The sequence below is a fragment of the Chryseobacterium sp. 2TAF14 genome (genome assembly GCF_052115105.1).
Lineage (GTDB): Bacteria > Bacteroidota > Bacteroidia > Flavobacteriales > Weeksellaceae > Chryseobacterium.
Genome location: NZ_JBFRGA010000047.1, coordinates 1 through 21,064, shown reverse-complemented (window position 1 = coordinate 21,064; position 21,064 = coordinate 1). Strand labels below are relative to the sequence as shown.

At 33.0% G+C, this 21,064-nt stretch carries 18 protein-coding genes and 7 tRNA genes; 8 read left to right on the top strand and 17 right to left on the bottom strand.

All coding sequences use genetic code 11. The features are described from left to right. Positions 1–138: 138 nt before the first annotated feature. From AB4Y90_RS07485 to AB4Y90_RS07425, 13 genes are all read right to left on the bottom strand, one after another. Positions 139–220 (bottom strand) — tRNA-Cys (locus AB4Y90_RS07485). A 394-nt stretch (positions 221–614) separates the two neighbouring features. Further along, positions 615–688 (bottom strand) — tRNA-Met (locus AB4Y90_RS07480). A 98-nt stretch (positions 689–786) separates the two neighbouring features. After that, positions 787–859, bottom strand: a tRNA-Glu gene (locus AB4Y90_RS07475). 3 nt (positions 860–862) lie between these two features. Then, positions 863–937, bottom strand: a tRNA-Pro gene (locus AB4Y90_RS07470). 241 nt (positions 938–1,178) lie between these two features. After that, a tRNA-Lys gene (locus tag AB4Y90_RS07465) sits at positions 1,179–1,252 on the bottom strand. A gap of 95 nt (positions 1,253–1,347) precedes the next feature. Beyond that, a tRNA-Ile gene (locus AB4Y90_RS07460) sits at positions 1,348–1,421 on the bottom strand. Between the two features lie 96 nt (positions 1,422–1,517). Then, positions 1,518–1,591 (bottom strand) — tRNA-His (locus tag AB4Y90_RS07455). An 849-nt stretch (positions 1,592–2,440) separates the two neighbouring features. Further along, positions 2,441–3,457 (bottom strand): tetratricopeptide repeat protein, encoded by a 1,017-nt coding sequence (locus tag AB4Y90_RS07450; protein WP_441556790.1) that lies wholly within the window; start codon positions 3,455–3,457, stop codon positions 2,441–2,443. Further along, entirely contained in the window at positions 3,450–5,105 is a 1,656-nt protein-coding gene (locus AB4Y90_RS07445) for an APC family permease (protein ID WP_441556789.1), read from the bottom strand. Before AB4Y90_RS07445 ends, AB4Y90_RS07450 begins: the two co-directional genes overlap by 8 nt. Beyond that, on the bottom strand, positions 5,089–7,470 hold the full coding sequence (locus tag AB4Y90_RS07440) for a hypothetical protein (protein WP_441556788.1): 2,382 nt from the start codon (positions 7,468–7,470) through the stop codon (positions 5,089–5,091). The genes AB4Y90_RS07445 and AB4Y90_RS07440 overlap by 17 nt, the downstream gene beginning before the upstream one ends. Beyond that, entirely contained in the window at positions 7,461–8,204 is a 744-nt protein-coding gene (locus tag AB4Y90_RS07435; protein ID WP_441556787.1) for a hypothetical protein, read from the bottom strand. Before AB4Y90_RS07435 ends, AB4Y90_RS07440 begins: the two co-directional genes overlap by 10 nt. Continuing rightward, the gene (locus AB4Y90_RS07430) at positions 8,177–9,310 is read right to left on the bottom strand and encodes an AAA family ATPase (RefSeq protein ID WP_441556786.1); all 1,134 of its coding nucleotides are present in this window, start codon (positions 9,308–9,310) and stop codon (positions 8,177–8,179) included. Before AB4Y90_RS07430 ends, AB4Y90_RS07435 begins: the two co-directional genes overlap by 28 nt. A 108-nt stretch (positions 9,311–9,418) precedes the next feature. Beyond that, the gene (locus AB4Y90_RS07425; protein WP_441556785.1) at positions 9,419–10,057 is read right to left on the bottom strand and encodes a hypothetical protein; all 639 of its coding nucleotides are present in this window, start codon (positions 10,055–10,057) and stop codon (positions 9,419–9,421) included. Between the two features lie 293 nt (positions 10,058–10,350). Between AB4Y90_RS07425 and AB4Y90_RS07420 the strand changes: the two genes are divergently transcribed. Together AB4Y90_RS07420 and ygiD are read left to right on the top strand one after the other, a co-directional pair. After that, positions 10,351–10,863, top strand: coding sequence for a YceI family protein (locus AB4Y90_RS07420; RefSeq protein WP_441556784.1), 513 nt, complete (start codon positions 10,351–10,353; stop codon positions 10,861–10,863). Between the two features lie 115 nt (positions 10,864–10,978). After that, positions 10,979–11,803, top strand: coding sequence for a 4,5-DOPA dioxygenase extradiol (gene ygiD, locus AB4Y90_RS07415; protein WP_441556783.1), 825 nt, complete (start codon positions 10,979–10,981; stop codon positions 11,801–11,803). 79 nt (positions 11,804–11,882) lie between these two features. Here the strand turns inward: ygiD and AB4Y90_RS07410 are convergent, their stop codons facing one another. Then, a complete protein-coding gene (locus AB4Y90_RS07410; protein ID WP_441556782.1) occupies positions 11,883–12,155 on the bottom strand; it encodes a hypothetical protein in 273 nt (90 codons plus the stop codon). Positions 12,156–12,522: 367 nt separating this feature from the next. Between AB4Y90_RS07410 and AB4Y90_RS07405 the strand changes: the two genes are divergently transcribed. From AB4Y90_RS07405 to AB4Y90_RS07395, 3 genes are read left to right on the top strand one after another with little or no spacing between them, the layout of a single operon-like run. After that, entirely contained in the window at positions 12,523–13,524 is a 1,002-nt protein-coding gene (locus tag AB4Y90_RS07405; protein ID WP_441556781.1) for a polysaccharide deacetylase family protein, read from the top strand. Next, the gene (locus AB4Y90_RS07400) at positions 13,521–13,844 is read left to right on the top strand and encodes a GNAT family N-acetyltransferase (protein ID WP_441556780.1); all 324 of its coding nucleotides are present in this window, start codon (positions 13,521–13,523) and stop codon (positions 13,842–13,844) included. The genes AB4Y90_RS07405 and AB4Y90_RS07400 overlap by 4 nt, the downstream gene beginning before the upstream one ends. Then, the gene (locus tag AB4Y90_RS07395) at positions 13,841–14,251 is read left to right on the top strand and encodes a hypothetical protein (RefSeq protein ID WP_441556779.1); all 411 of its coding nucleotides are present in this window, start codon (positions 13,841–13,843) and stop codon (positions 14,249–14,251) included. Before AB4Y90_RS07400 ends, AB4Y90_RS07395 begins: the two co-directional genes overlap by 4 nt. Before the next feature lie 109 nt (positions 14,252–14,360). Here the strand turns inward: AB4Y90_RS07395 and AB4Y90_RS07390 are convergent, their stop codons facing one another. After that, a complete protein-coding gene (locus tag AB4Y90_RS07390; RefSeq protein ID WP_441556778.1) occupies positions 14,361–15,866 on the bottom strand; it encodes a S8 family peptidase in 1,506 nt (501 codons plus the stop codon). 284 nt (positions 15,867–16,150) lie between these two features. Between AB4Y90_RS07390 and pfkA the strand changes: the two genes are divergently transcribed. Next, a complete protein-coding gene (pfkA, locus tag AB4Y90_RS07385) occupies positions 16,151–17,137 on the top strand; it encodes a 6-phosphofructokinase (RefSeq protein WP_441556777.1) in 987 nt (328 codons plus the stop codon). Between the two features lie 35 nt (positions 17,138–17,172). Further along, positions 17,173–18,177 (top strand): type I glyceraldehyde-3-phosphate dehydrogenase, encoded by a 1,005-nt coding sequence (gene gap, locus AB4Y90_RS07380; RefSeq protein ID WP_441556776.1) that lies wholly within the window; start codon positions 17,173–17,175, stop codon positions 18,175–18,177. A gap of 79 nt (positions 18,178–18,256) precedes the next feature. Here the strand turns inward: gap and AB4Y90_RS07375 are convergent, their stop codons facing one another. After that, positions 18,257–19,687, bottom strand: a complete 1,431-nt coding sequence (locus tag AB4Y90_RS07375) for a hypothetical protein (RefSeq protein WP_441556775.1) — start codon at positions 19,685–19,687, stop codon at positions 18,257–18,259. A 204-nt stretch (positions 19,688–19,891) separates the two neighbouring features. Beyond that, on the bottom strand, positions 19,892–20,755 hold the full coding sequence (locus AB4Y90_RS07370; RefSeq protein ID WP_441556774.1) for a glycoside hydrolase family 25 protein: 864 nt from the start codon (positions 20,753–20,755) through the stop codon (positions 19,892–19,894). A gap of 65 nt (positions 20,756–20,820) precedes the next feature. Between AB4Y90_RS07370 and AB4Y90_RS07365 the strand changes: the two genes are divergently transcribed. Beyond that, a partial coding sequence (locus AB4Y90_RS07365) for an FAD-dependent oxidoreductase (protein WP_441556773.1) occupies positions 20,821–21,064 on the top strand: 244 nt, incomplete at its 3' end.

Below are 21,064 nucleotides of genomic sequence, written 5' to 3'. Positions count from 1 at the left end.
CTTACTAATTTCTAACATCTAACTTCTTACTTGTGAAGAAAAACAAAGCCTGTCTTTAATTTTTAGTTTGATGTAAGAACTTCTACGCTCGACAAACTTTTTCTTTTTCTTCGGAACTAATCTCATTTTAGTTATTTGAGATGGTTATGGGATTCAAACCCACTCAGCTTACGCAACGGTTTTGCAGACCGCCCCGACTCTTCCACTTCGGCGAACCATCGTTTTTATGAATAATCAGTAATGGGTAATGAGTAATTTTTCACCTTTATGATTATTCTTTTTTTATTAAAATTTTCATTAAAAAATTAAAGCCTGTCTTAATTTTTGTTTGATATAAGAACTCCTGCGCTTTGTCAAACTTTATTTTATCTAAAATTTATATTATGTTTAAAACTTTCATCTTTTATTTCCAGTTTCAAAGTGAGTTGAGAAAAAGCCTGTCTATATTATATCGTGTTTTTGGCGTAAAGATCTTCTGCTCTCGACAAGCCTTTTCTTTTTCTCTTTTGAAACAATTAACTTAGTGTGAATAGTGAATCGTCAATTTGCTTTGCTCGTCAATTTTTAAACTTACTTGCGTAGCAAAATTCACCTTTGACCATTCACTTTTCTTGTAATTTCGGCAGGACTCGAACCTTCAACCTTCGGCTTATGAAACCGATACTCTAACCCATTGAGCTACGAAATCGTTTTTATTTGTGAATAGTCGATCGTCAATTCGCTTTGCTCGTCAATTTTTTAAATTCACTTACGAAGTAAAATTCACTATTGACCATTCACTTTTTGCACTCCATAAGAGAATCGAACTCTTATCTACTGCTCGAAAGGCAGCCGTCCTAAACCATTAGACGAATGGAGCAAATGGTCTGGAAAATAGGATTCGAACCTATGACCTCCCGCGTCCAAGGCGGGTAAACAACCACCGTTATCTTTCCAGTTTTGCAGATTCACTTCAAATTCTTTCCGAGAGACAGTCGGATTTGAAAATTTCCGTGAATCTTTTCGGTTTATGTGAGAATCGAACTCGCAGTGCCCGAGAGACAGTCGGGAAGGTTAACCATTACCTCAATAAACCTTTATATTTGTGAATTGTGAATTGTCAATGCGCTTTGCTTGTCAATTTTTTTTTAAAATTTAATTTGTGAAACAAAATTCATCATTCACTTTTCACTTTTTTGTAATCCCAGAAAGACTCGAACTTTAAACCCCCGGTTTAAAAGACCGGTGCTCTAACCATTTGAGCTATGAGATTGTTTTATTGTGAATTGGCAATTGTCAATGCGCTTTACTTGTCAATTTTAAATTCACTTGTGAAACAAAATTCACCATTCACTTTTCACATTTTTGTAATCCCAGAAGGATTCGAACCTTCAACCTTCGACGTATCAGGTCGATGCTCCAACCAATTGAGCTATGAGATTGTTTTTTATTGTGAATAAGCAATCGTCAATTTGCTTTGCTTGTCAATCTAAAAATTCACTTACGAAATAAAATTCACCATTGACTATTCACATTTTTGGGTATCTCCGGGAATCGAACCCTGTTCTCCGGTGCCACAAACCGACGCTTTACCAAATAAGCTAGAGAAACCATAAAAAAAGCGCCTCTTTTCGGGAGGCGCTTTATATTTTTTGACGTGTCAGTTCATTAGCTGACCCATTTATATAAGCACCTTTTATCCACAAATTTACGATCAAGAAGAATAATACAAGCATATCCTTTTCTCATGGGCTCTTGTCCATGTACTCCTGAATATAAATTAGATATGTTATGTAATTGTTTCATTTTATTCTTGTTGTTTAAAACTGTTTTTTGAAAGATTAAAATCGTGTTGCTTTTAATTTTCGGTTGCAAAGTAAGGATGATTTTTTTTTAACTCGCAAATTTATTTTTCACTTAATTATTTGAAAATCAAATAATTATAACTAAAATTTAAAATAGAAAATTCCTGTCTGCAATATTTTTGCAGATGTCTTAAATACCTAAATGACTGTCTCTCATCGGGTTACTTATCACGCTTTATTTTCTTGTTAATTGTTCATTTTTGTTTAAATAATTTTCTCTTTTATTGTTATTTTTTTTCATTCTAAATAATTTCTATCCTAAAAAACACAAAAAACGCCCCGATTATCGAGGCGTTTCTGCAGTATTTTGGTTAAATTTTTACGAGTTTACAGTAAATAATTTTCAAAGCAAGCACATTTCGCCTCATCCGACAGCATCCATTCATATCCGAACGATCCCTTTACTACAGGGCGATCGCATAGATTTAAACTGATATGTGCTCTTTGTATTGTCATAATTTTACTGAGGCAAAGATAAATGTTTTTCTTAAAAGTTTTTTATTTTGTCGTTGCAAACCAAAGGTGAAGTAATCTATTTTGGATAATTTACTTTGAGATTGCTTCGTCACTTTGCTCCTCGCAATGACGAGGAAAAATCAATTTCTAAACATCTTGTTTCTTCCCGTTTTGTATCTCGAAATATCTTTCAAAATCACCTCATCTTTTGGATTGAAATGTTTCAGTTCATTGATAATTGAAGAATGTTTTTCTACATTTTCAGCAATGATTTCGTAGGCAATATTTCTTGTGATTTCCTGTAATTTTACATCTTTTTTAAATTCATGTTTCATTGCTTCCAGATAAGTCAGCTTCTTTTCGTAAGGAGTTTTTATGTATAAATCCTGAATTTTATGATTCAGATCATCAACGTTATTGATATTCACAAAATAATTATTAAGACAATTGAATGCGTCTTTATTTTCTTCCCACCCCTGAAGTAAAATTTTCTGCGCCTCTTCCGGAACATCCATTTTTTTTCGGTAAATAAGAGAAGCTTTTACCATCTGATCATTGCTTACATAATCATCAACCACCATTTGGTAATAAGAATTCGCATTTTTGGTATCGTTAATCTGCATGTAAAGATCGCCTACTTTTTCTTTTTGCTCAAGCTCTTTGTACAACTCAATCGATTTTTGATATTGCCTGGCTTTTTCAAAACAGGATGCTGCTTCCGATTTATTTTTGAGTTTTTTAAGATAAATCACAGCGGCTTCATTGTACAAACCGCCGTCTTCAAGCGTTTTTGCACCACGATAATTATCGTTCAGCAAATTCATATATACTTTTGCAGCTCTTGTAAAATCTTTTTCGGCAATGTATTTTTCTGCCAATTCTTCGTATTTATTTCTGATCCTGTCAAATAATGAGTTCTCAAGATAAAAATTTCCTCCGTTAGATTTTCTTCCTGATGAATTTCCCGATTTTTCTTTACTTTCCAGAGCAATCACCACAAAAAATATGATCGCCAAAACAATAATGAAAATTACAAGATTTCCGATCACGCTCCAAAATGTTTTCTGAAAAAATTCAGCAAAAATTGCAATGATTTTAATCAACGCCAAAACCACAAGTGCTCTTAAAAACTTATCAATAAACTTCTGCTTATTCATTATCTTCAGATTTTAAAATGGTTTTATCTTCCCGGAAAAGCCTGTACAAAAGCAGTGCTACACAAATTATCAAAGCCCAGACAAACCAGTTGTAACCAAACATTTCGATGACCGGATAAAAAATATAGCTCAGCAACACGATCAAAATAACGATAAGAAAAATTTTGATATCGATAGGAATATTTTCGCCACCAAAATGTATTTTTTTATCTTTAAAAACAAACGAATATAATCCTACAGCGCCCGTCATTAAAACAATCAACCAAAAAATTTCTGATACCGAAACATCTTTTAACTTATCATCTGCGCTGCTGTTATTTTTTTCAAGATAARCCTGGGAATTTTCATCCATTTCTGAAACCGGCAGCTCAATTGTTCCGTAAAGTTTGCCTAAAGAATCTGCCATCAGAATCTGTTTTTTATTCAGCACTTTTTTCACGACACCTTTATCGGCAGGAATTCCGTTTCCTTCTTTTTTGATGGAATCTGCTATTTTTTGCTGCAGTTTTTCTGTATTTTCGGTAATTACTTTTACAATCTTTTTATTGTAAATCGTTTTGAGGGAATCTTTGGTTTTGGCTTCATCAAATCTGTATTTTTCTACATCTTTTTCTACTTCAGACATCGATTTCCCTCTTGAATATTTTGAGTTGGCAAGTGCAAAATCATTCATCAATTTTCCTCTTCGTTTTCTGTAAATAGAATCAATTTTTATATCGATATCGGTAATGCCGGATTTGAACGCTAAAACCTTCCCGATTTCGCTTGCCTGTTGAGCTTTTCCTGAACTCAGATGTTCATCGGATTTATCTTTAGTAAACTGAAAACCGATTCTGGCTGCTGCAATTAAAATGATAAAAACCCAAAATACCCAACGGTAATTTCCCGAACCCGAACTTTCACCTGAAGAATCGCCGCTTCTGCTAAAAAAGTTTTGAAACCAGTTTCCAAATTTGAATTTACCAAAACCGTCTCCTCTTGAAGTTCCCATTATATCTAGCGGAACACCCAATTCTACGGCTCTTTCAGGATATTTTTCAATGTATTTTAAATATTTTTCGATTTCTTTTTTATTTCCTGCCATTACTTTTTTCATATCAAAAGGCAGGTTTTTCATCCATTCTTCTTCTGTTTGCGGTTTTTGAAGCGCTTCCATCACCTGGTCATCATCCATTTCCACCATAAAACTTTTTATTTCGGCAGGAATTTGTACACCATTTGATGGTTTTCGAATCTTATCTTCTGCTTGTTTCGGATTATTAATTAATGAAATCCAGTCGATTTCCTCGTTTAATTTTACTAACCCAAATTCAGGATGCATGACCAGAAATTCAGCATTGATGTTTTGCCAATCTTCAGGATTTATTTTAGGATAAAAAATAGTGTTTTCAGGGATGAAAAATTTGTCTTCAACACATTGAAAATAAGCATTTTTCCCAATTTCTGAAGGGGCAAAATTTTTAAAAATCAAAAAGCAACCGTACAAAACATTCGGCTCGTTGGAAGGAATAGGAAATGACTGAACTTCGTTTAAATCTATTCCTAAAATTTCCATTTCATTAAACCAGATCAATGGTGAAGAACCTTTAATTAAAAGCCCTTTTTTAGGATAATTATTTTTCGGAAAAGGTTTAATTCTCAGTTCCATATTCTACAATTTGATGAATAAACGGTTCGATATATTCCAAAATCATGTCTTCCATTTTTCTTATTTTCAGCAAAGTGGTTTCGGGCAAATAATATTCTGAACCTCCGAATTCGGTATAGCTAGCCAAAGCTAAATATTCAGTTTCTGTTGATGGAATATAAAATTCCGGAATGTTTTGATTACTACTTTTAAAAGTCAACATTCCTCGAGAATCTGTAATAATTTCGCTGCCTTCAGAAAAAGTAAACCTGTTTTTATTTTGCTGGGCAAAAATTTTTATTGGATATTTATTTCTATAAAAGACTAATGAATTATCATAATTCTTAGTCAATTCATTATTAGAAATCACTAAACCAAATTCAGTGTTGATACCTACATTGTTGAAATTATTTAAAATTTCAACACCAATATTATTCAGTTTATTGAGCTCAGTTTCAACTTTTGAACTGTTTTTATCCATTTCATTAATCTTATCGAAAGTTTCTTCTAAAAAAATATCACCATCAATGTTTATCCTATAATTGTAAGGAATTTCAATTTGGTGTAAATAAAAATTTTTATCAAAATAGATCAATTTATGCTGATGAGGAATTTTATGCCCCGACAAATTTAGTTCTGAATATTCTTTTGTATTTAAATTTAATTTTGAAATTAGTTTTTTATCTGGTTGATAATGACATAAAATAAATTGTTGTTGCTTGTTTTTGGCTAAAGCAAATTGACCTTTTGGTCTTACCGAAATATTTTCAAACAAAACCTCACAACCGCGATGAATTTTATACTGATCGTAATAATTTTTATTATAATAATTGTCTGATAAATAGGTTTTAAGCAATTGTTTTTTTGAACTTAAAATAAAAAATTCACCCTCATATAAAAATGTTGCAATTCTATTTTTTGAGATTGGGAATAAAATAGGATAATTCAATGGAACATCAGCTTTTTTACTTTTCAACGATTTATTATTTTTCCCTTTTTGGTTTCTCTTTGGCGGATTTGCCCACAATTCTTTCAGCGGTAAAGCAATTTTTTGAATGTGCTTTCTTGTTCCTTTATGATGTTTGTAAAAATTCAGTTCGCCTTCTGCAGACGTTGCCACCAAAAATTTCAGGCGATCTCTGTTTTCGTGAATGACTTTCTGTAGCTTTTGATTTTCTAAATTTTCCTGATGGGTAATGAAAAAAATCTCAAGATCTTTCTCGGTATGCTCTTCACTGAGAAATTTTTCCAATGATTGAGAAACTTCCAACACCGGACTTACGATATTGAGATGATCAATCACCTCCTCCACTTGATCAAGTTTGATTGGAATTGAATCTTGCCCTAAAGCAAAAACCTTACATTCAGAATGTGCTTTTGGATGTTTGATGACCGCAATTGCCGATGCAAACGCCAAAACTTTCGGAGTTCCCCAGTTTTTCAGGGAAGTATCTATTAAAATAATTCTTTCAAAAACATTTTCTTCAGGCGGAATTTCACGCTGAATGTATAAAGCTTCATTATTTGCAACGCGGTTCATAAAAACCTCGTCTTCATTGGCAAATTCAGACAAAAGCATTCTGCTGAAATCGCCTTTATTGGTCATATCCGAAACTCCGCCAATCGGCTGTTCACCGGGAGAAAGATGCCGCATCGAAATTTTCAGTCCGCTCCAGATTCTTTTAATTAAGCTTCCGACCTGGAAAGTTTTTGGCTCTTCGATGAGTTCCTGAATGAAATCTTTGTTGGTTTCGACGGTGGTTTCTTCTTCCACAACCTCATCTTCCAGATCAACAATTTCTCCAAAACCCTTCATTGCATCAATAATAGATTCGGTGGTAGAAAACTTTCTGTTGATATATGCTAATGTTCGAATATCTTTTCTAAATATCTCATAATTAAAGTTTCGTTTATTCGTACATTCTTCGATAATACTAGGTTTCTTAATGTATCTATCATATAACTGTTCTGCATTTTTATAAGAAACTCCAATTCTATTCTCGGAAAAGACAGTTAATAAAAGTGTAATTTTATTCTGTTTTATCGTGTATTTTTCTGGCAAATTATATAGCTTTTTGAGAAGTTCTATCGCTTCTGCCAACAACTCTTTAGTTTCTGTTCGTTCAACATAACGATTAAGTTCAGAAAACAGCGATTCAATATCAGCAAATTTATCCTGAGTTACATATAAAACTAATAATAATGAACCAAACGGAGGCCAACCTTGTAATTGGATTTCTTTTAAAATTTCAATAATATACGGGCGATAAGCAACCGTTGTCATTACATTTGGGAAGTAGATAATACTAAGTTCAGAAAGATGATCATCAGTCCTCCATTCCCAAAAATAATTGTCGTATGATTGGAAATATTCGTTTAACTCCATTCTTTAGATTTTTCAGTCAGACGAAATGAGCTTACAGATAGTTTTCTGAAATTTTCTTTTTTGATATTTAAAACACTTCCGTTTTCGCTCCATAAAAGCCAATCCTCATTACATTCATTATATTTTCTTTGCAATAAAGAACTCATATTTTTAAATTCAAAATCGAAACCTGTTGGTATAAGATGATCATCTTTCAGCCAAAAAGTTTTTCCGGGAAAGCTTAATAATGGACTTCCTATAAATAATGCGTTATCGTTAATGGCAATCCAATCCACTTTTTCTAATTTGAATTTTGGGATGGTAATAATTGCTTCTTTAATTTCAGAAATCGGGCAGAGCAAAGCGATTGCAGGCTGTTCTTCTTCGCTAGGTTTTAATTTAATCTCAACCTTTTCTTCAATACCAAAAAAATTGTTATTTGAAATAGGAAAAGTAAGCTTTAAAGCTTTATCAATCGGATTCCACAACAAAGCAGTTCGCATTTTTTTACTCGGAACCAATGCATCTTTTCGGAACAAAAGTCCGTCTCTTAATTCATACAAAATAAAATTCGGCAACTGCTGAATTTCCGACGAGGCAGCCTGCTCATCGGTAAAACCTTTCAGCCAGATTGTTTCTTCATCTATTGCGATCTGAACGTTTTTCCAGTCACGAATTGCACCTAAAAAATCTTCATCAGCAAGCGGAATTTCAGCCCAGAAAGCTTTTATACTGTTTGAAGAATTTTCTGCCATAAACTTTCTATTTCCTTTTGAATGTATTGCTTTTGTTCAGGATTTCTAATCCAGTCACAACGGGTTTGGAGAAACCTCAATTTATCTTTTATTACATTTTGCTCTTCAAAACTCAATGCTCCGCTGTTCCATTTTTCGATGAGGATTTTTACATCTTTCATCACTTCTTCCGGATTGGGAATTTTATTTTGAAAAGCTTGCGGATGAGATTTCGGATGGTCGTCTTTTTCAATCGTTCTGTTGATAATTCCTTCCAGAATTTCGATCTGTTCTTCGATGTCCCAAATATGTTTCAGCACCCATAAATCTGAAAGAATCGCTTCATTTCTACCACAAATTAAAGCACTTGCCGCAATCAGATTTTGCAGTTTCACAGCTCTACGGTCGGAAATTGCAATTCCTGTATTTCTAAGATTGATGATCGTATTTAAGTAAACTTCATAAATAGGCTTCAGATCGATACTTTTACACAAATTCTGAAGTTCTCTTATTTCATCTGAAAAGATTTCAGGAGTTTCTGTTTCTGCAATATTTTCAAGTTTTCTTCCTGCTAAAAGTACCTGTTGAAGAAGATCAGGGTTCACATTATTAACATTTATTCTGATCAAAAAACGGTCGAATAATGCATTCAGCGCTTCATCTTCCGGAAGAACGTTACTCGCCCCAACAAACATCAAAGCGGGAAGTTTTCTGGTTTCTTTTCCTCTTTTGAAAATCTTTTCGTTTAAAGCCATCAAAAGGGAATTTAAGATTGCGGAATTGGCATTGAAAATTTCATCCAGAAAAACCATCGATGCTTCAGGCATCATTCCTTCTGTGTTGGTTAACAATTCTCCTTCTTTTAATTTTCTGATATCAAAAGGACCGAAAATTTCGTTTGGTTCGGTGAAACGTGTTAAAAGATACTCAAAGTTTTTACCGTCTGTTACGGTACTTGCCAAAGTTCTTACAATCGCCGATTTTGCGGTTCCGGGAGGACCATACAAAAATGCATTTTCTCTTGCCAGCAAACAGATTCCGAGCAAATCTACAACATCATTTTTCCCGACAAAAGTGTCTTTTACAAAGGCGAGAATTTTGTTTAATTTTTCTATGTTTTGAGTCATTTGTTTTTTTTATTTTTTTAACGCAAAGAGCGCAAAGTTTTTTTTTAAATGTTTGAAAATATTTTTCGTTCGCAAAGGCGTTTCACTCAGCAAAGAAAAACAAGTTTTTTAATCATTAATTTTCTTTAATTCTTTCCAAAAAACATCTTTATACATCCCAAATTCTGCAACCAACAATTGATTGATATAAGGAATTTCTGCCAACTTATAGGCTTTCTTTTCAACGATTCTTTCAAGATATAATTTTCGGTAGGTTTTGTCTTCTAATTCTTTTTCCCAACTGATCTTTTCAAGATTTAAATCTAATCCAATTCCTGAATAATGAAACTGATATAAAATATTTTCCAGTATTATAACTAAAGGATCGGTAGAATCTGTAACCTGAAGCGCAACAAGCAACTGCGGTAAAAATCTCAACGATAAATCTGCAGATAAAATTGCGGAAACAGTTTTTTCACCTTGATATTGCGGGATCAGTTTTTCTAAATCTTTCGCCGTATCTTTTCTTATTAAGTACAATTGGGCACTGTGATACAAAATTTTCCCCGCCCAAATGGCAGCTTCTTTATTGAATGCAACCTGGTCAGATAAAAATTCTAATCTTTCTTTTTCAAATTCAGATTGGAAAAAATCTTCCGCTTCTTTTTCATCTTTTTCAGATAATGTCTTAAGGTCTGAAAAAACAGTGAGTGCGCCTTCTTTTCTGAGAAGAAATAAAGTTTCTAAAAACGGGGATTTATTTTCCATTATCTAACAAAAATAGAATTATTTTCTTTAATTATTTATGAATTTCAAAAAACTGAAATAAGAATTTTATTCTTCAAAAACGAATACATTAAAATGTCATCACCAAAACAACAATTTACATTTTCCTTTTTAAAAGAGCTGGTTTCAAAAGAGAAACATACGTAATGCTAATGAAGAATTGGAGAATTTATAGTAAATTTATATTAAAATGAATTTCTTATCCTAAATCAATGAATCGGAGATCATTCTAACCTTAGATTTGCAATAATAAATAACAACAAAAAATACATACAATGGCTACAAAATGGAATTTAGACCCAGCGCACAGTGAAATTACTTTTAAAGTAAAACACATGATGATTTCAAATATCAAAGGTAACTTTACCAACTTCAATGCAGAAATCGAAGCTGAAGACGATACTTTTGCCAATGCAAAAACTACCGCTACAATTCATGTAGATTCTATTTCTACTCACAATACAGACAGAGATAATCACCTGAAATCTGCAGAATTTTTCAATGCAGAAGCTAACCCGACGATTACTTTTGAGTCTAATGCTCTTAATAATTCTGTTACCGGAAATCTTACTGTAAACGGAGTGACGAAACCAATTACTTTGGATGTAGATTTCGGAGGAATCAACGTAGATCCTTGGGGAAATACAAAAGCGGGTTTTTCTTTTGAAGGAAAAATCAACAGAAAAGATTTTGGTCTTAACTGGAATGCAGCTCTTGAAGCAGGTGGTGTAATGGTAAGCGATGAAGTGAAAATTGCAGGTGAATTGCAGTTTGTAAAACAAGCTTAATTTTAAAATAAATTTCTGGAAGCCACGAAGCGTGGAATAATGAAATAATTAGTTTTTTAAATCAGAAGGTTCAGGGATTATTATTTAACCTTGAACCTTTTTTAATCTAAAAAAAATGAATCTCATCGATTTACAGAACATCAGCAGCCAGTTTAAAAATTCGCAGAAAATGCCGGTCCTTTTTCTTGGTCATGGTTCTCCGATGAACGCTATTGAAGAAAATCAGTTTGTACAGGGTTTTAGAAATGTGGCGAATGAAATTCCGAAACCTAATGCAATTTTGTGTATTTCTGCACACTGGTTCACGCATGGAACAAAAGTTACTGCGATGGATATGCCCAAAACGATTCATGATTTTGGTGGTTTCCCGCAAGCTTTGTTTGATGTACAATATCCTGCTCCCGGAAATCCTGAATTAGCACACGAAATTGCAGAAATTCTGAATCCAATCGTTGAAGAAGATTACAATTGGGGACTCGATCATGGAGCCTGGTCTGTAATCAAGCATATGTATCCAAATGCCGATATTCCGGTGATTCAGTTGAGTATTGACTATACAAAACCACCTCAATATCATTTTGATCTGGCTAAAAAATTAGAAAAATTAAGAGAAAAAGGGATTTTAATTATTGGTAGCGGAAATATTGTTCATAATCTAAGATTAATTGACTGGCGAAATATCGACACTGTCGGAGCGGGTTGGGACTGGGCAATTGAAGCCAGAGAAAAAACCAACAACTGGCTTTTGGACGGAAATTTTCAGCATCTGATTGATTATCAAAAACAAGGAACTTCGCTGCAATACGCCATTCCCACACCTGATCATTATTTACCGTTGATCTATTCTTTAGGTTTAAAAAATAAATCTGAAGATCTGGTTTTATTTAATGATGATTTAATTGGTGGTTCGCTGAGTATGACGAGTGTGAAAATCGGGTGAAAAAAATTTATTTATTCAAATTAGAGCAAAAAAAAATCGGAAGATAAAATCCTCCGATTATAATATGTAAGTGTTACAATTAGATTCTTGTAATAGAAACTACATGTGGTACACCTTCAATTGGGCTGTAAATTTCTACGATTGCTTCCCAAACCACTTGTGAAGGCGGCATAGATGCAGAACACTTGTAACGGTAGTTAGTTCCGTTTACCAACTGTGTAGATACAAGTTGTGGTGTATATTTTACCCCTACGAATCCTTTCATTGCTTCGTCAAATACTTTTTGATCTTCTGGTGTAAGAGCGTGATACGCTGTCCATCCTCCTACTAATGATTCTTGTGCTGTTGTCATGATTAATATTTTTGGTTTCCTACTCTTGTGGCTTTTCGGATTTCGCCCCGTTTATAATGGTTTCTGGTCTCCATGGTTAAAGTTTTTATACAGGTTATTTTATTAAATGTTATTGAAACCTAGATTAAACATCAATATTATCTTCTAAAACTTTCCTGTATTGGTTTGTGATCACATGACAAAGCTACTACAGATAAAATGTATTTAATAGCGTATAAATACGTATTTTTAGTTTTAAGTATAATTACTAAATACTTTATTTTAATTAAATTTCACAAACATATATAACAAGTGCGTAATAATAAAAAAAATTTTTCATATTTATTTAGTTAATTTTGCTAAACTTCAGAGATAAAACATATCATTAATGATTGAAATGGTAAAACTTTTTTTAAAGAAGATAAATTCTTTCAGCCCCATACAAAAAAATTTCCCTTTAGATTACATCATTCCTGTTTATCACTGTGTTGCAGATACACATTTGCCACACCTTAAGCATATTATAAATTATAAAAACAGTCTGGAGTTTGAAAAAGATTTAGACTATATGTCTACTCGGTTTGAATTTGTGGACTTGCAGGCATTTATAAAAAATCATGATAAAAAAAGGAATAAACCATATGCTTTACTAACATTTGATGATGGATATATTGAATTCAGAGACATTATAGCACCTATTTTATTAAGAAAAGGTATTTATGCTATAAATTATATAAATCCTGCATTTATAAAAAATGATGATATGATGTTTAGATTAAAAGTAAGCCTTATTATAGAAAAAATTCTAAGTGAAAATTTTATAGCATCAGATTCATTAGTAAATTTTCTTATGTTACCTAATGCTTCTAAAAAAGATTTAATTGCAAAAGTTAAAGCCATATCATATACAAACCGACATCTTTTAAATCAAATAAGCGTTTATATTGATTTAAGTTTTGATGATTATTTAGAAAACAATAAAATATACCTTAATATTGATGATTTACGATATCTGCAAGATAAAGGTTTTGATATCTCAGCACACTCTTGGGATCATCCATATTTAACAGAACTATCTATTAATGATCAAATCAAAAATATTCAACAATCTATAGACTTTATGTCTGGACATGGGTTTAGCAATGAGTCTATAGCATTTCCATTTACCGATTTCGGTTTAAAAACATCCCTATTTGATAGGCTCTTTAAAGATAACGAAACCCTTAAATTTACTTTAGGCACTGCAGGTTTAAAATTTGACAGTGTAGTTAAAAATTTACAACGCATTCCAATGGAAAATGGTTTTTCTGCATCTGATGAAATCAACTTTGAGAGCAATTACTTTAATTTGAAAAAAATTTTTAATAAAAATCAAATTATTAGAATATGATTGTTTTAAAACTTCTTAACAAAACCGCTTTACTCAACTTTATAAATTCAAAAGAATTTCATGATTTACCTTTTCTGCCCATATCATATCACAGAGCAGTTTCTCATATAAACAATCCACATGTAAATGATAATGATACAATTCTGATTCTAGCTTATTATGAAAATAAATTAGCAGGTTATATCGGAATTTTAGCAGATCATATGCAGATTAGTAATGAATCTGTAAAGGTCGGTTGGCTGAGTACGCTCTTTGTACATCCCGATTACCGTGGAAAAAAAATTGCCCAGATGCTACTTAAAGAAGCTTGTAATCTATGATTACAAGTCATCCTTGGATTTTAAATGGTACCAAAAACAATAATTATCTGTTCTCAGATTTTGACAAAAGTTTTAAAAATATATTTCTTAAAATTTACGATCTTAATAATTTAGATACTGTTTTAATGCTTACAGTACGCAATCAAAAAGCAGTTTTACAGTTTGTTTATGGAAATAAAAACAATACTAAAATAGCTGAAGTTATGATGATTTTCCTGAGTAAATTTAGAATCACAAATATTATAATCTATGATAATGAAATCAATAAAAAATTAGAAAAGAAAAATTTCTTATTCGTGAAAGAAAGAAACAGGAATTTTATGATTCATAAAAATCTAGCTGCCATCCTACCTAAAGACTTCAAATTTGACGTTTCAGCCGGAGATGGTGATTCTGTTTTCACATAAAGTAGGTATTATTGATCATTGTTGATAGGAGAATATTTTAAAAAGTAGCGCCATTTCTTATGACACTACTTTTTTAAAATTTATTTTTCTTATTTTGATATTGTAAAATCTATTGTACAGCTTGTAAAACATTAATATTTCCATATCCATAATCTGCATTTTTTGTTGGATAATATGTTGCAGACTGTCTCATTTTATTTAAAACCTGATCTCTCGTCCATGATGGATTTTTAGACCAAACCAAAGCTGCAATTCCCGCTGTGGAAGCCGTTGCTACAGAAGAACCGCCCACATAATCGGTTTGCCCGTTGTAATAACTTAAAACAGGAATATTATTTCCCGAAGCTCTTTCCATCTGATAAGTAAAATCAATCTCACTTCCTGAATGGCAAACATCACACTTTTGGTTCGATGTATTTTCTTTTACTCCGGTAATTGCCTGAGTTTCGGGCATCCAAGCCGGGAAAATTACACCTACAAAAGTTGTGAAGCTTGTTGAAGTTCCGCCTGCACAAAAAATCAGTTTTCCTTTAGAATAAGCATATTYTACACCGTCTTCAATTTTTCCAACCGAGAAAATATGTCCCATTGACATTGAAATAATTTTTACACTTGCAGTATTTCCGAGATTTGTAAAGGCTATTTTCACACCTTCCTGCTCATGATAACCATCTAAAACAACGTTTGAAGCGGCACGATAAGAAATCAGATTTGCATTATAAGCCACACCAACAGGCTGTCCCTGGTTATTTCTCGGAGCCGCCATTGCAGAAGCCATGCTCGTTCCGTGACCGCATTTATCATCAGCTCCGTCATAACCGGAACTCCACGGCCAAACCGAATCTACGTAAACTCCGTTTTTACTTATTGTTCTTCCCGAAGATGAGCCGTTATTAAAACTTCCGCTCAATAAACTTTGGTTAAAAGAAACTCCCGAATCGATCAATCCGATGGTAACTCCGGCTCCGGTGCTGTAATTCCATGCGCTGGTAATATTGTGTTTGGCAAATGACCAGGGCGCTTTTGCATTCGGGGAAACTGTAGTGTAATCTGATGCATTTAAAGAGGTAGATTCAAGACCGCAACCAGAAGAACTTCCGCTAGATTTTGCTGCAACACCATTAATTTTATTTTCATTTTCAAAATAACGGTAATCTGCAGGCTCAAAATAACGGATCGATTTTAATTTTCGCAAGGCAATTACGGTTTCCTGCTTTTCGATATAAACATCTATCTGATTTAAAAACTCGTCGGAAGCTAACAATATTCTTTCATTTTTCCCTTCATATTGTTGAATAACATCTAAAATTTCTTGTTGCAAAGCTTCAGAATTAGAAGATTTGCTTCTGTCAAAATCATCTTTTGAATTTCCGAAACCTATAGAAGCAATTTTATTTCCCTGAACAATTCCGCTCCACAGAAAATGGGAAGAAGATTCGTTCCATGAGAATCTGCCTTTCGTTTTAATAGTCTGGTTAATTTGCTCATTAATTTGTCTTGCGCTTAACGGATCTGTCTGTACAATTTCTGCTTCAACAGCATTGGTCTGCATTTCTTCTCTGGAACATGAACTTAGCGCAAAAACTGCGAGTACATAAAATACACATTTTTTCATAGTTAAAGATTTTAAATTTGGTATTCACAAGATATTAATTTCTAATAATATAGAAATATTAAAAAATTTATTTCTCAATGAATTGCTATGCTGTAAATATTGAATGTTGATCGCAATTTCAGATTTTAATTTGTTGCTGTGTTGTAATAAACAAGAGATGAACAATCTTAAATTTAGGCCTATTCATTTAAATAAATATAAAAACCCATTCTTTAAAGTTATTCTAAAATGCTACACTTATCTGAACTTGTTTTCGTAAATTTGTGTTTGAAATTTTTTACTAGATGAAAGAGAGTGCTGTAAAAAAAATTGCAGTTCTTACCTCGGGAGGCGATTCTCCGGGTATGAACGCAGCATTAAGGGCGGTGGTAAGAACCGCAAATTATTATAATATCGAATGTTACGGAGTAAGAGAAGGTTACAATGGTCTTATCCACGGTGATTACCTTAAAATGGGACCTCGTTCCGTAAAAAATATAATCAATCAGGGTGGTACGATTCTTAAATCTGCCCGTTCAATGGAGTTTAAAACCGAAGAAGGCCGTAAAAAAGCTTTTGAAAACTGTCAGAAATTAGGAATTGACGGTCTGGTTTGTATTGGCGGAGACGGAACTTTCACCGGTGCTAAAATCTTCAATGAAGAATACGGCATCAGAGTAATTGGTGTACCGGGAACCATCGACAACGATATTTTCGGAACTGATAATACGATCGGATACGATACTGCTTTGAATACCGCAATGGATGCCATTGACAAAATCCGTGATACGGCAACTTCCCACAACAGAGTTTTCTTTGTAGAGGTGATGGGTCGTGATGCAGGATTTATTGCTTTAAACAGTGGTTTGGCAACCGGAGCTCTGGATATTTTGATACCTGAAAGAAAAGACAGCATCGAAGATTTGTTTGAAAAATTCAAAAATGCTGAAAAAACAGGTAAAGCTTCAAGCATCGTGGTTGTTGCAGAAGGTGAAAAATTAGCCAACGTTTACGAATTAGCTGAAAAAACAAAAGCAGAATTCCCGGATTACGATATTCGTGTAGCCGTTTTGGGACACATGCAGAGAGGAGGTTCGCCAAGCTGTGCAGACAGGGTTTTGGCAAGTAGACTCGGTTATGGTGCCGTAATCGGATTAATGAATGGTGAAACCAATGTAATGGCTGGAATGCGTTCTAACGATTTAACGTACACTCCTATTGAAGAAGCCATTAAAAAGCACAACGAAATCAATAAAGATCTTCTACTGATTTCAGAAATTTTAGCAATCTAATCTATTTAATATAATTTTTAAAAAAGTAAAACACTATGTCAACAATTAAAGTAGGTATTAACGGTTTTGGTAGAATCGGTCGTCTTGTTTTCAGAGCAATGACAGAAAGAGACAACATCGAAGTTGTAGGAATCAACGACCTTATCAATGCAGAATACATGGCTTACATGTTAAAATACGATTCTGTACACGGCGTTTTCCCGGGAGAAGTTTCTGTAGAAGGGAACGATCTTGTGGTAAACGGAAAAAAAATCAGAGTTACTGCTGAAAAAGACCCAAGCAACCTAAAATGGGACGCAATCGGTGCTGATTACATTGTAGAATCTACCGGTTTATTCCTTGACAAAGACAGCGCTGCAAAACATATTGCTGCAGGTGCAAAAAAAGTAATCCTTTCTGCTCCTTCTAAAGACGATACTCCAATGTTTGTAATGGGTGTAAACCACACAGAACTTACTGATGATGTAAAAATCTTATCAAATGCTTCTTGTACTACAAACTGTTTAGCTCCTTTGGCTAAAGTAATTCACGATAACTTCGGAATCGTAGAAGGTTTAATGACAACTGTACACGCTACAACAGCAACTCAAAAAACTGTTGACGGTCCTTCAATGAAAGACTGGAGAGGTGGTAGAGCTGCTCTGAACAACATTATCCCTTCTTCTACAGGTGCTGCAAAAGCAGTAGGAAAAGTAATCCCTTCTTTGAACGGAAAATTAACAGGGATGTCTTTCAGAGTACCAACTGTTGACGTTTCTGTAGTAGATTTAACAGTAAGATTAGAAAAAGCGACTTCTTACGACGAGATCTGTGCTGCAATCAAAGCTGCTTCTGAAGGTGAATTGAAAGGTATTTTAGGATACACTGAAGATGCTGTTGTTTCTCAGGATTTCGTAGGAGATAAGAGAACGTCAATCTTCGATAAAGATGCAGGAATTATGCTTTCTCCAAACTTTGTAAAACTTGTTTCTTGGTATGACAACGAAATGGGTTATTCAAACAAATTGGTTGATATGTTGATTCATGCTGCTTCTTTGTAATCATTGATAATTCATCATCGATAAATGATAAAAACCTTCCGTTTGGAAGGTTTTTTTTGTTAAGTAATTATTTTTAAGGTTAAAAAGATATAGCTTTACTAAAACCTAATTGAAGTAACGAAAAATCTTCTTTCCTATTAGATAAATTCAGATAATTTATAAATCTTAAAAATATTTTATCAGCTTTCTTTTTATTTGGAAAATAGCAAATTCCCGCCCTAAATGAAACTAATTGATTCCATTCATCATTATCTATATATGCATTAGGATTCATTTTTTGAAACATAAACCTTGCGCGCAAATCTAAAGAGAAATTATTAAGTTTTCTACTTTTTAGAACCAATTCTGCATAAGGATTATGCAATGCAATTGAGGTTTTATTATCTCCAATATTTAGCTTACTCGAACTGTAAAAGTATCCAAGTTTAATCTCAAATGTGTTATTGGGACGAAAATCAGCCCTCATAATATTAGCATCAACACCTACTGCATAAGTGTATCTTCTAAAAAGCTCGAGTCTATTAACCTCTTGTGCAGAAGATACCACAATTGTATCAAATTTACTATCAATTCTGCTAAAATGGAAAAATGGTTCAATGGCATCAAATGGCATGAAAACATATTTATTCCGATATGTACCACGATGCAGATAAAACTTCGAATTAGCTTCGAGTTGCATTAATCCATTTGCTTCATTTCCAAAAACAGCTAACAAATCTGAATACACCTGTAAATTAACCAATGAGTTTAAACTATTATTCGCAACTAACTTTTTAGATCCTAATGTAATTGTACCATCACTATTAAATGTATTTTTCACTTTTAATTCATCATCTTCAGGAAAATAGTTAAATCTTCTATTTGCTTCAAAATAAATAGCATCTTTAAGAAAAATAAAGCTATTATCTCTAGGGTTATATAATTTATCATTAAATCTTTTTTCAATCGTAATCAAAGGTATGGGAGAATCGGTATTGGAAAATGTATTTCCATCTTTTGTAAAAACCCGAAGATGTTCTATGACTCCCTCATTTATTGCTACAGCAACACTATCTATATACCCAATATCTAATTTAAGTCCTTCGCCTTTTCGTGCGAAAACAATTGTATCATTACTTTTTTTTCCATTTATTCTTTTTTCATAAACGCTAATTAGATCTTTATTTGCTTTAACATCTACCTTGGTGTAAAGGTTTTTATTTTTTATTTGATTATCTATATCTTCTCTTATTGTAGAGAAATCATCTATTTGATCTACTGGAAAACGATTTTTAAAAATAATAGCATAATTTCTTATATGAAAAAAACCAATTTCCGTTGAATCTGAATTTTCTTTAGAAATTCGATTTTTAATTTCTGAAATTAATTTTTGTTTTTCAGTTTGTTGTGTAGAATCACTAATTACATTCGTAGATAATGTGTCAATACGGGCATTCTTAAGTACTTGATTTTGCCCAAACGCCATTCCCACACATCCGAGCATAAACAGCAATAAAATTTTAGTTTTCATAATAGTTTTTTTAGATTATTAATTCTGATATTATTGTTTCAATGATCTCTTCTAAACCTTTTATTTACTAATACAAATTTTGAAAATTATTCAGCTTCAAACAATTACCCGTTTGTGGTATTTATTGCATATAACTAAAGACTTTTCACAAAAAAACCTTTACAAAAATTGTAAAGGTTTTTTTGTGAAATGTTGTCAAAAAACTCAATCCAAAGTCAAACTTTTTAACGCCCAGTCTCCGCCATTGTAAATATTAAGGTCTATTTTAGAATTAATTCCATAGACAATTCCATTTTCTGTGAATTGCCAGAACTGCCATTTGTCTTCAGGAGAAGGTTCAGGAACATCATTATAATTGGCGAGCCAGATCGGGTAATCATCAAATTCACCTCTCAAAAAGTCTTTGTAATAATGATAATACGTATAAATAATTGGCTTTTTGCCATACGTTTCTTCTACAATTTTACACCAGACTTTTAAATCTTCAATCAGCTTTTTTCTGGATTTTGTTCTCGGAATTTTTTCAATATCTAAAACAGGAGGCAGATCACCACTTTCCAGCTTTACATTTTCAAGAAAATTATTTGCCTGAATAATCGGATCTTCATCAGCCCTGTAAAAATGGTAAGCTCCACGAATTAAATTATGCTCTTTTGCAGAAGCCCAGAATTCATCAAAATTTTTATCGGCATTACGGTTTCCCATCGTTGCTCTCATCACCACAAATTCCAGCGGAATTGTTTTATTTCCGATGCTTAAACTATCCCATTTTATATCTTCTTTATTTTGATAATGAGAAATATCAAATCCAAAAGTTTTATCTAAATTATTCGTGAGGATTTTCTGAATCCTTAGAGTTTCATTTTCACTGTTTTTTAGCTTCTTATGCGTGAATTTATTAAAATACAGAGCATAATAGTAACTGATTGACTGCTTTAGATATAAACCCGTTCCGATAAGCGCAATCAACAGTATAGCCAATACAATTATGCGACGCAAAAAATATCTCTTCCGTCTCTTTTTATGGATGCTTTTGGCAGTTTTTTTGGTGTACTTTTTAGGGCTCATAAAGTTTTGCAAAACTAACTTTTTAAGCTCTAAAATACTAAATAAAATAAGTAAATTTGTGTATTATGGAAACACGCGAAAAGGTTATCATCATTGGAGGAGGTTTTGCGGGATTGCAGCTGGCAAAAACGCTGAACAATAAAAATAAAAAGGTTATTGTTCTCGACAGGGTAAATCACCATATGTTTCAGCCGCTCTTCTATCAGGTTGCCTGCGGACGAATCGAGCCTTCCAACATTTCTTTTCCATTCAGAAAAATCTTTCAGCAATCCAGAAACACACAATTTCGTTTAACCGATGTAAAATCAA